We start from the raw sequence: 11,697 nt of genomic DNA on the forward strand, positions 1-11,697 counted from the left end.
GACCAACGTCTCTACGCGAGCCACGCCGTGTTCACGCACCCGTCGACAGTACAGTGTGCTAGCCGTCATTTCTGCCCGGTGCGTGCGCAGTTATTTCGAAATGCTGCTCACTCGCGACCGCACGCGAGGCGTCGGCTGGACAGCGTCGTGAGCAGCATCGTGCAGTGCTCGCGCGAAGACCGCCCCGCTCACGATTCAGTAATTCAGAATAACTCGCCATGAAGCAAGATTTCGAAACGTTTTGAGAGAAACTAGAAAGAAGCGCCGGCCCTCTCATCGTAGACTTAATCCCGTCGCCCGAAGGGCTGTAGGGTAGAGCATGTTCACTCCGAATTCCATTCCCTATCAGCAACAACCTGGCTTTCAACGCACCTACCGCCAAGGCCGCCTGAGTCTAGGTCTTTTCTTTCCCCTCGAAGCCTTCACCGGCGATACGCCGAGTATGCTCGACCAAGTGAGCCTGGCCCAACGTGCCGAAAAGCTGGGTTTCTCTGCCCTCTGGTTTCGCGACGTGCCGTTACGCGACCCCAGCTTCGGTGATTCGGGCCAGGTCTTTGATCCTTGGGTCTACCTGGGTTTCATGGCGGCACACACTCGCTCGATTGCGCTGGGTACCGCGTCGGTCATCCTGCCGATCCGCAATCCCCTACACACCGCCAAGGCCGCAACCAGTGTCGATCAGCTCAGTGGTGGTCGCCTGCTGCTCGGCGTGGCTTCCGGTGACCGTCCAGTGGAGTTTCCAGCATTCGGTGTCGACCCGGAGCAACGCGGCAGCCTGTTCCGCGAATATCTCAAGGTATTTCGCGAGGTTCAGCTCACCAGTTTCGTGCCTTTGAGCTGGTCAGGCGGCAGGCTTGAAGGGGCAGATCTGATTCCCAAGCCGACCACGGCGGAGATTCCTTTTTTCGTCACCGGCCATAGCCGCCAGACGCTCGAGTGGATCGCCCGCTGCAGTCATGGCTGGATTACCTATCCGCGTGCACCGAAGGCTCAGCAACTGATTGTCGAGCGCTGGCGCACGGCGGTTCGTGCCGAATGTGGCGAAGTGTTCAAACCCTTCACCCAGTCGCTATACATCGATCTGACGGATAACCCGCAGACACCGCCGCGGTCGATCCACCTAGGCTATCAACTGGGGCGAAATCACCTGATCGCGCTGCTGCACAGCTTGCAGGAGGAGGTCGGCGCTAACCATGTGATCATCAATTTGAAATACGGCCAACGCCCCGCAGGTGAGGTCATCGAGGAGCTCGGCGAGTTCGTTCTACCCGACTTCGTCTTGTCAACATGAGCCGGGATGGTGCTGGGAAGCGACGACCGGCGCTTTCTATCCGCTCACCGCCACGCCCGGCGCATCACGACTGCCGACAGCCGTCGTCGGCACCGAGGAGGAGCGGATGATCGCCTGGTAATACGCGGGGGGCGTCAAGCAACGCACGGGCGCAGCCCGAGCTTTGTCGCAATAAGATGGCCTGCTATGCTGCGGGCGACAAAACGAACGGCGTGGTCAATGATGTCGGCCATGAACCCAGTTGTAGCGCGCGGCCTCAAACTCCTGCATTACCCGCTTGATGTGAGCCTGATGTGTGTGCGCTGGTATGTTGAGCTTCTCCCACAATTTCGACTTCCAGCGGGTCGTGTGTAAGCTCGATCGGAAGGAATGGAAAAAATAATGTTCAAGGTACCAGGAATATACAGCGGAGTTCAGGGCGGCCGCCGTGTAACTGGCCAGGATAGACAAAGCGTCCGTGCCGCGTCTCGTGAATGGAAGCTGTCACCGCAGACACTGCGCAACTTGGTGAGACTGCAGAGGTAGGCAAGCTGAACGGCGCCGGGACAAAGGCTGTGACACCGGAACAGGATGGAGCAGTCCCGCTTGCGAGTCGAAACCGGGCTATCAAGCGCCGTACCCGGCCGATACTCGGCTTCAAGACCTTTCGGCGTGCCCGCATTTTACTGGGCGGTATCGAGCTGTTGGCGATATAGGCACTCCTCATCGTGCCGGTCCAGTTTTCTCTGTCATCCTTATCGCGACAAAACCTCTGATGCATCATTGCAATGACGGCGATATGACGACCCGGGTTGCGCCGCGGCAGCGCAATCGACTGTCCACTGAAAGTGCAGGGTCAGGCCGCTGCGAAAGATCGTTCATCGAGTCCCATGTCCATCAATTACTATACGCAGCTTCTCGCAATCGTCCCCGCACGGTGATCGGTCTCGCGATCGGCGTCATGGTCGCGCTCGTCGTCCCCGGCCATACGTACGCGAATACGCGATACGCGACGGCGAAAACGCGGGTGTCGTGCTGTTCGTAATCTGTATCGCGACGGTCGCGAGCATCGCCGCGATCGTACTAGAGCTCGCCTCGGCGAAGGGCGCGCGAGGCCCGTCGATCTTATCGCACTACCTGCTGACCGGTCTGACGTTGATGGGCGCTTGGTTTCTGATTCCGACAATCTTCACGCTCCACTACGCGCGGCTCTACTACGACACCGACGCACACGAAACCGCGTTGAAGTTCCCTGACCACCATTTGCTGCCGAACTACTGGGACCTCCTCTACTACTCGTTCACGATCGCGGTTGCGTCGCAGACCTCGGACGTCGTGCTACGTTCACGCGAAATTCGCTGCGCGACGCTCGCTCAATCGATCCTGTCGTTCTATTTCAACGTTGCGTGCTCGGCTTGTGCGTGAACATCGTGGCGGGGCTGCTGGGTTCATGACACTGCCCTTGCGCGGTGTCAGGACGATTTTCACGCGAACGCCACGCGCGTACCTGAGCGTTGCGACGCGGGTGCCGCCCACGCTGCGTGTGTCCACCTCAGGCGGCCTCGAGCCTCGTCACCGCGCGGACCGCCTGACGGCAGCCGCCATTCCATCGCGTCAATAGTCGACGCCTCCATACAAATCCTCGCCAAGTGAATTTCCATACCTCGCATGACGACGTGGCATGGGCAACCACCGATATAGCGAGGATATCGATCAATTGTGGCGCGAGGTGGAAGCCGAAATCGTTCATATCTGCTCGCCTAATTGCGTGCTACATAGGCTGCTCGCTAACCCGGTGCGCTGTGCAAATCTAAAGAAGATTCGTACGCTGCTCGGCGTGGCCCCTGAACTCAGCTCATCACCGCGAGCCAGCGGTCGGCTGGTCCACGATCTGACTGCGCGCCTGTGCGATCGTCACCTGGTGGCTGGCGTGAGCGAATGCGTCCAACTGCCAGGCGCGAGCGTGCGATCGGAGTCACCTACCTCTTGGATGTGCATGCCGGCGCGAAGCATCGAGCTAGAGCTACATTTGGAGTGTACGGGAGGCATGCCTAGAACAAAACTGGCTTACATCGACGGAAACTGAACACTATCATTCATTGCTTAACGACCGTGAGGCCTGCCCCCGCCGGGGACGCGCGCAATGGAGCTCACCGTTCTGCACAGGTTGCCATGCCTCAACTGCCACGCCCTGTCACGCATCGAAATTATGGAAATGGTCAGGAAAGGGCAGGCGCAGGGTTCAGCGAACAGTTGCCGAGCACTTCAGCCCCTTGCCCTCCCATTCTCATCGCGACAACCCGCGGACGTGCCCCCGGCGCAAGCACGAAAAAGAGGCGGTATGCATAACATAAAGTATTTCGAGTCTAATCGCCATACCACTTGGCTCGAGGCGTTCTTCGACCTGATTTTTGCGGTGACGATCGGTGACGTGACGCATATCTTGAGCCACACGCGCGAGGGTCATCTTGACGCACTCCAGTTCTGGAAATTCGTCCTGGTTTTCATACCTTTGTGGTGGATTTGGGCAAGCCACACGATGTATGCAAACCGCTTCGATGCCGATGACCGGAAGCATCGGCTGGCAACCCTGTTCATCATGTTCTTGCTGATCATCATCTCCGGCCTGATCGACCGACGATTCCTGACTAGCTTTGAGGCTATCATCGTCTGCTACGCCGGTTCAAAATACATCGTCGCCGTAATGTATTTCATGTCCAAATACCGGCATACGGGAAGCGAGGCACTCACAACGGTAGTTGGCTGGGTAATCGTCGCTGGCACCACCATCAGCCTCGCTTCGATACTGTTCCCGGCGCCACAGCGATATGTCGTGTTTTACCTTGGAATACTGTTTGATCTGGTTGTGTTCATCTTTTTTTTGCCGCGTCGTCTCCAGGTCATCCCAGTGCATACCGAGCACCTGATCGAGCGTGTGGGCCTGCTCACGATCATCATGCTGGGAGAGTCCGTTAGCAGCCTGTCCACGGGACTGGCCAACATCAGCTGGACTGTGGAGAGGCTGTTCATGGCCGGCAGCGGCTTCGTGATGATATCCGGCATCTGGTGGGTCTACTTTGACAGTTTTCACCTGCTGACCAAACAGAAGCTCACGACCGGCCATTCGGTCCTGTACTCGCACTTTTTCGTCTTCATCGGCCTGTCGATTTTAGCGAGCCTGATCCGGCACGCGACCCTGGACGACATGGTGGTATCCGATTTCCGGGTCCTGTCGGTCATCGGCGCGTTCTGCTTTTTCCTCGGAAAGCAGTACGGCTACTTCTTGGAGCGGCCCGAGTTGCGGCGCCAACTGGTCGTCAACACCGTGGTCGTCTTCGTGTTGACCGGGTTTGCCTTGCTATTGTCCAGAACCGGTTACATCTTGCTCGGTCTTACCGCTGCGGTGATTTGTTATGCTTTCCTCAGCCTCAGATACCTGAACGTCCCGCCCCAGCGTCACGACCGTCCGCGCGACAGCGCTGCCACAGGAGATCGAAACCGCTAGCCAACGTCACGCAAACGCATGGCGCGCGCTCCGAAGCGACCTCTTAGAGGTTCGGACTGAACTAACATTTTGCAATCCGCCCGTGGACAGGAGGGTGCTGCTTGAGTGGTACCCCGGCCAAACGTGCGATGTTCCCGGCGCACATGAACAGCGGTTAGGGATCGCTCGCGCAATCACGCGTTTCGCCTGCCACCGCCTCAAGGCGCTTGAATTCCTCGGTGGCTTGCGCGGTCGCTTCTTCTCCGAGGTAGGGGGAGGATGTTCAGTACAAGGCTCGAAGCTTTCTCAAGGCCACGCGGAGCTGATGGAAACCCTTGTTCAGCGAGACGCTCCAGTTGACGATGCGCAACCTGATGTGCCGCTCTCGGACGCCGTGCACGGGCGCGGCTTCCGCCCGCGCGTGCTGCTCACGACGCTCTCCGGCGAAGGGCGAGGTCTCGGCATTCTGATGGCTGAAGCGATGTTCACGCTCTCCATGCGAATGTATTTCACGGGGCTTGCAGACGCCGCTGCACGATATTGCCGACGCGGTGGCGGCGCAGGAGGTCCATATCGTCGCGCTGTCATTCACCACGTCGCTGCCCGCGCAGTGGGAGTCTGACTTCGGAAGGGACGCGTTGCTCGGCGCGGTGACCCGCATGCACTGGGAATTGGGCGTCGCGAGCGGGCGATAGCTAGGGTGTGGCGGCGAAGAGCACTTCCGAGTCGGCTAGGATTCCGGGGGTGCGAACCTAAAGCGACGCGTTGGGTCGTTGAGGGTATCGCGCTAACCTCCGCCAGGCGATTTGCTGCCGAGACGGCAGCCTGGATGACCGAAACATTCGGTTAGCCGCCGTCAACGCCCTGACAGTGCGACCGACCGTAGTGGGTCGTCAAGACTCATTCGCGGTTGCCGAGCTGCCGTGGACCAGCGCCGCCGGCGAACGAGAGCAACGGAGGTGCAGCCGCCACATAGTCCGTGACCGGCGAAGGTCGGCTATGGCCGAAGCTCGCCCGCCAGACATCCGACGGGGCTTGGCCAACTCCAGCCATTCTATAAGCAGCGGATAGAGTAGCTGCTGCAGAGTACGGCCCGCATGACATCGACCATCTCGAGGCCAGCCGGCTATGGGCGCGGTATCTGCCGAATTCGAGGTGCTTCCATGGTGCGCACACCCCGTGACGTTACTGTTCCAGCACAGCCTGAGGCGTGTTCCGGAAGCTGATTGCCATACGGTTATAGGTGTTCATCAGGCTGATCGCGATGGTCAGGTCAACCAGCTCGCGCTCGTTGAAAACGGTTCTGGCAGCCTCATACGACGCGTCTGGCACGCCGGTCTCTGCCACCAGCGTGACCGATTCCGCCCATGCGAGGGCTGCGCGCTCGCGATCATCGAACAGCTGGCCCGCTTCCCTCCACGCCTGCACAAGCGCCAGCTTCTCGACTTTCACGCCTTTTTGCAGGAGGTCGCGGGTATGCATGTCGAGGCAATAAGCGCAGTTGTTGATCTGCGAAACGCGCAGGTAGACGAGGTCCACGAGAATCGGCGACAGGTCGCTCTGCATGACGTAGCCGTACACGCCGCCGAGGGCTTTCACGCCGGCAGGCGCAATCTTTGTATAGTCAAGACGCTTGCTCATGATGTGACTCCTTGATGAGGTGGTTACTTGACTGGGGTAGTTAGGGCGTGGTCATCGGTGTCCGCAATGAAGACGGCGAGCAACTTTGCAGGCTTCGCTTTGCTCGCATTGCGGCTTATGCGGTGAACGGCGCCAGGCTCTTCGAAGAAGCTCTCGCCAGCGCGGTAGACGCGCTTCGGACCATCGCTTACCTGCGACTCGACCTCGCCCGACACGACATAGGCATAGATGAAAGCCGAGCCAGCGTGCCTGTGAGCGGGCGACGCTGCACCCGGTGGATAATCGACGACGACAGCGGTCAACGACTTCCCCGGAACGTTGGGAATGGCGTGCTGAAAGTTCAGTGTGACTGTTTCAGTCGCGCCATGCGCCGACGCCGGCACGGCGATGGCGAAGGCCATGGCTGCGCCGGCGGCTCTCGCGATAGATTGGATGTTCATGATGTCTAGCTCCTTTGTGTTGCTCCATTGTCATGTGACGTTGGGGCACGCGAAAGCACCAGGAATGAACAATTTGGCTGCACCAAGAAGCGAGCGCGGGCCGGATTCGCTGGGTCAGTGGCGCCCGCGAACGATTTCCAGGAGGCGAGAACAGTTGGCCGCCACTGTTCTTTCATCGAGATTCGTGACGCCGAGCAGCAGGCCCTGTTGCGCGGGCTTGCGTGTGTACCAAGGCGAGAGAGGAACTGGGGCCAACCCAAATAGTCGCGCCCGGGAAGCGATATCCGTATCCGATACGGATTGAGGCAGCGCGGCTACCACAGTCATGCCTGCCGCGGCGTGGACTTTGATTGATTCCGAAGCCAGTTCATTAAGACAACGAACCAGGGCGGCCTGTCGGGCAGCATAGAGACGCTTCATACGCCGAAGATGGCGAAGATAGTGTCCATCGTGCATGAACTCCGTTACGGCATGCTGCACGGATGAAGTCGGGGCGGGCGCGAGGCTTGCCGCAACGTCGCCGAACCGGCGCGCCATGGCGAGCGGAACAACAAGAAATCCCAGGCGCAGTGCCGGGCTAATCGTCTTGCTGAAGGAGCCGATGTGCAGTACCCGACCGTCCTGATCCAGCGAGGCCAGTGCCGGTGCGGCCCGTCCTTTCAGCTGCAACTCGCCGAGATAATCGTCTTCGATGATCCATGCGTCGTTTTGTTTTGCCCAGCCAAGCAGTGAAATTCGTCTCGGGAGTGACATCGTCACTCCGAGTGGCGCTTGCTGGCCAGGGGTCACCACTGCGAGGGCGGCTTCAGGCGCACTTCGAATGCCTGCATCAATATCGATCCCGTCCGCGTCCACCGGCACCGCTGCCACGGTTATGCTGGCAAGCCCGAGCGCGGTACGCGTGAGCGGGAAGCCGGGATCTTCCATCCAGGCCTGTCTGCCTTCCAGTTGCAACCCGCGAATCGCCAGGTTGAGCGCGCCGGCGAATCCTGCCGTGACGAATACTTGGGAGGGACTGCATTGAAGCCCGCGTGAGACGCCAAGATATGACGCGATCTCCTGTCGCAACTCCGGGTCGCCCCTCGGATCGGGATATCCGACAGGGGCGGCTGCGGCGCGGCGCGCCGCTCGTGACTGAATGCGTGACCACAGCTTGAACGGAAAGGCGTCCTGGGAGGGCACGCCCATCTGAAACGCCAAAGGCGCCGTGCTGAAGTCGTAAAAGAGATCCGGAAGCGGTGCTGCGTCCGGTGACCATTTTGTTGTCGCCGGCAAGGGACGCGCCGCTACCCGAGTGCCCGCAGCACCCAAGCCGACCGCGAACTGCTCGTCGATCAAACGCTCATAGGCGGCACGCACGGTGCCCCGGGACACGCCGAGTTGGGTAGCCAAATCTGACCAGGAAGGCAGCCTCGCGCCGGCGGCAAGCTGGCCCGACTCGATCGCACCTCGAATCGAGCCGTAAATTTGCGCGGACAGCGGGACGCGTCCGGCGCGATCGACGCTAACAGAGAGCATTGCCATGGGGGCGATAGTACATTGGAATTTCTCAATCTTGAGCCTTTTCCATAACGCGTGGGAAGCGTAACTTCATCGCTGTAACTTCTTCACCCGCTTTCGGAGCGGAACTAGCTGCCGACGTGGGGCGGTTCTGCAGTCAACCGTGAGGCATGAATCGCACCTCTTCACAAATCGAGTATCTCGATGAACCAAGATAAAGCAACGCCGGCGAACCAAATGCTCGACATCGTAATGCCCGACAGTCAACTAGTGCGGGAGGTAAACCAGCTCGTTCGCGACACCGAAAGCGAACTGCTCTTCAACCACTCGACACGGGTCTACCTATGGGGCGCGCTTTTGGGAAAAAGAAAGGGCGTCACCTTCGACCCAGAGCTACTCTACGTTGCGGCGATGTTCCACGACATCGGTTTGACGCCGGCATATCGCGAAAGCGAACTGCGTTTTGAAGTCGACGGCGCCAACGCTGCGCGCGATTTTCTACGCAGCCATCATGTCGACGAGGCGGACGTAACCAAGGTGTGGACTGCTGTGGCACTCCATACGACGCCGGGCATTCCCGAGCACATGCTCGGCGAGATCGCGCTGGTGCAAGCCGGCGCTGGCATGGACGTGGCGGGACGGGGATTTGACGACTTCACCGAGGAACAGCGCGCGGCGGTGGTCGCACGTTTCCCGCGCGGCGCTGATTTCGCCGGCAAGATGATCGACGCCTTCTGCGACGGCATGAAACATCGGCCAGGCACCACCTTCGGCACGTTCAACGACGACTTCCTGGCGTACAAGGATCCGGGCTTCGAGCGCGTGAATTTGTGCAGCATCATCCTGAACTCTCGGTGGGGCTGACTTCCTCCGTGTATGCGCTCTTAGATTCAACGCGGACAGGTAAAGGCGTCTTTCACGCTCATTGGCACGTCCATGCAAAGACCGGTCTTTCCGCCGAATTGCAACCGCGGCCAGTCGCCACCGTCCATCCGGGCGTCGCTGGCCGGCGTCGCCGCGATCCTGAACGATCTGCACATTCGTGTACCGTGGCATGGCCAACTGATTACTCAGGAGAGTACTAGCATTGCCCCTGGATGCGAAACCCGTTCGTGGCAAGGAGTTGGCAACCGTTCTCACGAACGACGTTCGTTGCGCCGAACCCGCGGCGCGTTCTGCCCGATGTAATCGAGCTCGTCGCACACGGCTCGAGCTCGCATGCGTCGTGTCCGGACGCGTTGGCCGCAGAAATCTGGAAAGAGTCGGCAGGGTTCGCGCTGGCGACCAGTGGGGCGTTGGGCGTCGACCGGCACGCGGCGCTCGAATTTGCTCGGAACGGTGACGGACGCCGATGTCGCAGCCGGCGCAAAGCGGCTAGGCTCATCGCGGCGCAGTGGGAAGGAGCAAGAGATGTTCAACGATGTCGATGCGAGACGGACCAAGGCTGTTTATGCGAGGTGCGTTCGACGGTCGAGCGCTTTGGCACGCTCGACGTGGCGCTAGACGGAGCTGGAGTGCGAGATCGCGCCGCGAGCCTGCGCGTTTGCCACGCATGAGAGTTAGGATCGCGTGATGTCGGTGAATCCGGAAGACGCGAGCACTGCTCGATCGTCAACAACACACGCGCGCCAAGCGCGTTGGCGTGCCGTCCGGCGGCTTGTAGGCGCGGCTAAGCACGGCGTCAGGAAGGAACGAAGGCAGCGATTGAGTTCGCGGCGCGAGACGACGTGCTCACGCACAGGCCTCTATGCAATAGCCAGTTCGGTGAGGTCTCTCATAGCGCAAACCCGTTATACGGCCGGACGCTGAACCCCTGGCGGGCCGATATTACCTCAGGCGGATCGAGCGGCGGCGCCGCGGTATCGGTGGCAACGGGCATGTGTGCGCTCGCGCATGGCACCGACATCGCCGGGTCGATTCGATATCCCGCGTACGTCAACGGTGTAGTGGGGCTTCGTACTACTCCCGGGCGTGTGCCCGCCCATCATCCGACTGTCAGCCAGCGCTTCTTTGGCCTGCAATCCATGTCTGCACAGGGTCCGTTGGCGCGATCGGTCGCCGACGTGTTACTCGGACTACGTGCGATGACCGCTGCCGACACGCGCGATGCAACGTGGGTCGATGCGCGTCTGGAACACGCCGACGATTCTTCGGCAGTGAAGGTCGCCCTGATCGATGAGATTCCGGGATCCACGGTTTGTCCCGAGATCAAGGCGGCATTGCTCGAAGCAGCGAATGCCCTCGCGGCTGCCGGCTATATTATCGAGCGGGCGCACCCTCCCGAGATCGAGCAGTGCGTCAACGTGTGGCAATCGATCGTAATGACAGAGGCTCGTTTCGGCATGATTTCCGCGGCGGATTCGACGGGAGATCCGGATGTCAAACGATTCATCCGCAGCATGGCCGATTGCGCTCCAACCGTCGATCTTGGCGGTTACGTCCAGGCAATCGCACGGCGGGACGAATTGCGTCGCAAGTGGAACGAATTTCTCGGCCGTTATCCAATCGCACTTTTGCCGGTTTCATGCCGCCTGCCTTTACCGTGGGGCGCGGACCTCGGAACGACCGAAGAGACGCGTACGCTCATAGCCGCCCAGAGTCCTTTGATCGCCAGTGCAGCACTCGGCCTCCCGGGCATCAGCGTTCCGATGGGTTTCAGTGGTGGCCTACCGGTAGGTGTGCAACTGGTGGCCGATGGCTTCCGGGAGTTGCGCCTGCTGACAGCCGCGTCCGTCGTCGAGCGTCATCAAGGCGGGATGTCGGCACGCGACTATGGGTCGGTCTGAATAACCCAGCAGTGTAACGACCCACGCGTATATCGCAGATATATCGCAGTACCAAGCAATAAGAGCGGTCGAATTGCGCAATCAGGAGATGAATCATGTCGTCGGACTGAGCTTGCCCCCGCAAAATGGATCCCTTGCTGAGTATGTAAAACTCACGCAAGGAGGAAAGAAACATGGGTAATCCCGGAGCACGATACACGCAGGAATTCATGATAGAGGCCGTGCGCATGGTGCGAGGCGGCCAGAGCATGGCGGCGGTGGCAAAGATACTGGCGATCAGCCCGAAGACGCTGCACAACTGGGTGAAGGCCGATGCTGCTGGCAAGCTGAACGGTGCAGGCAAGCAGACATCTGCAGAGCAGATGGAGATTGCCCGACTGCGCGCGGAGTTATCGCGTGTGAAGATGGAGCGCGACATATTGGAAAAAGCAGCGGCGTACTTCGCGAAGGGGTCGGCATGAGGTACGTCTGGATTGAGCGTCACAGCCGACAATGGCCAGTTTCGCTGCTCTGTCAGACGCTGGGCGTCAGCCCCAGTGGTTACCACGCGCGCAAGGCCCGGGATGTCGATACGGA

At 59.9% G+C, this 11,697-nt stretch carries 8 protein-coding genes and 5 pseudogenes; 9 read left to right on the forward strand and 4 right to left on the reverse strand.

All coding sequences use genetic code 11. The features are described from left to right. Positions 1 to 319 precede the first annotated feature (319 nt). The 5 genes and pseudogenes from AWB75_RS22425 to AWB75_RS22440 all read left to right on the forward strand — a co-directional run bounded on the left by AWB75_RS22425 (position 320) and on the right by AWB75_RS22440 (position 4,775). Complete coding sequence (locus AWB75_RS22425) at positions 320 to 1,291, forward strand: LLM class oxidoreductase (protein WP_061126240.1); 972 nt, start codon at positions 320 to 322, stop codon at positions 1,289 to 1,291. A 222-nt stretch (positions 1,292 to 1,513) separates the two neighbouring features. Further along, positions 1,514 to 1,600: pseudogene (locus AWB75_RS38170) on the forward strand (IS6 family transposase); the annotation flags it as partial. A gap of 287 nt (positions 1,601 to 1,887) precedes the next feature. Further along, positions 1,888 to 1,977, forward strand: a pseudogene (locus tag AWB75_RS36705) (IS6 family transposase); the annotation flags it as partial. Positions 1,978 to 2,160: 183 nt separating this feature from the next. After that, positions 2,161 to 2,724, forward strand: a pseudogene (locus AWB75_RS22435) (DUF1345 domain-containing protein). 887 nt (positions 2,725 to 3,611) lie between these two features. Further along, the gene (locus AWB75_RS22440) at positions 3,612 to 4,775 is read left to right on the forward strand and encodes a low temperature requirement protein A (protein ID WP_061126241.1); all 1,164 of its coding nucleotides are present in this window, start codon (positions 3,612 to 3,614) and stop codon (positions 4,773 to 4,775) included. A 172-nt stretch (positions 4,776 to 4,947) separates the two neighbouring features. Here AWB75_RS22440 and AWB75_RS39490 read toward each other — a convergent pair. Further along, positions 4,948 to 5,130 (reverse strand): annotated as a pseudogene (locus AWB75_RS39490) (CHAD domain-containing protein); the annotation flags it as partial. 142 nt (positions 5,131 to 5,272) lie between these two features. On the opposite strand from AWB75_RS39490, the gene AWB75_RS38650 reads away from it, so the two are divergent. Beyond that, the gene (locus AWB75_RS38650; protein ID WP_235012197.1) at positions 5,273 to 5,449 is read left to right on the forward strand and encodes a hypothetical protein; all 177 of its coding nucleotides are present in this window, start codon (positions 5,273 to 5,275) and stop codon (positions 5,447 to 5,449) included. A 490-nt stretch (positions 5,450 to 5,939) separates the two neighbouring features. Here AWB75_RS38650 and AWB75_RS22455 read toward each other — a convergent pair whose 3' ends face one another. The 3 genes from AWB75_RS22455 to pdxR form a co-directional block, all read right to left on the reverse strand. Next, the gene (locus AWB75_RS22455; RefSeq protein WP_061126242.1) at positions 5,940 to 6,395 is read right to left on the reverse strand and encodes a carboxymuconolactone decarboxylase family protein; all 456 of its coding nucleotides are present in this window, start codon (positions 6,393 to 6,395) and stop codon (positions 5,940 to 5,942) included. A gap of 23 nt (positions 6,396 to 6,418) precedes the next feature. Then, the gene (locus AWB75_RS22460; protein WP_061126243.1) at positions 6,419 to 6,835 is read right to left on the reverse strand and encodes a cupin domain-containing protein; all 417 of its coding nucleotides are present in this window, start codon (positions 6,833 to 6,835) and stop codon (positions 6,419 to 6,421) included. 114 nt (positions 6,836 to 6,949) lie between these two features. After that, positions 6,950 to 8,359 carry a MocR-like pyridoxine biosynthesis transcription factor PdxR gene (gene pdxR, locus AWB75_RS22465; protein ID WP_061126244.1) on the reverse strand — a complete coding sequence of 470 codons (1,410 nt, stop codon included), beginning with the start codon at positions 8,357 to 8,359 and terminating at the stop codon, positions 6,950 to 6,952. A 180-nt stretch (positions 8,360 to 8,539) separates the two neighbouring features. On the opposite strand from pdxR, the gene AWB75_RS22470 reads away from it, so the two are divergent. From AWB75_RS22470 to AWB75_RS22480, 3 genes and pseudogenes are all read left to right on the forward strand, one after another. Next, the gene (locus AWB75_RS22470; protein WP_087086745.1) at positions 8,540 to 9,199 is read left to right on the forward strand and encodes an HD domain-containing protein; all 660 of its coding nucleotides are present in this window, start codon (positions 8,540 to 8,542) and stop codon (positions 9,197 to 9,199) included. Positions 9,200 to 10,062: 863 nt separating this feature from the next. Beyond that, positions 10,063 to 11,121 carry an amidase family protein gene (locus AWB75_RS22475; RefSeq protein WP_235012198.1) on the forward strand — a complete coding sequence of 353 codons (1,059 nt, stop codon included), beginning with the start codon at positions 10,063 to 10,065 and terminating at the stop codon, positions 11,119 to 11,121. Between the two features lie 173 nt (positions 11,122 to 11,294). Beyond that, positions 11,295 to 11,697: pseudogene (locus AWB75_RS22480) on the forward strand (transposase); the annotation flags it as partial.

It is taken from the genome of Caballeronia catudaia (assembly GCF_001544755.2).
Classification (GTDB): Bacteria; Pseudomonadota; Gammaproteobacteria; order Burkholderiales; family Burkholderiaceae; genus Caballeronia; species Caballeronia catudaia.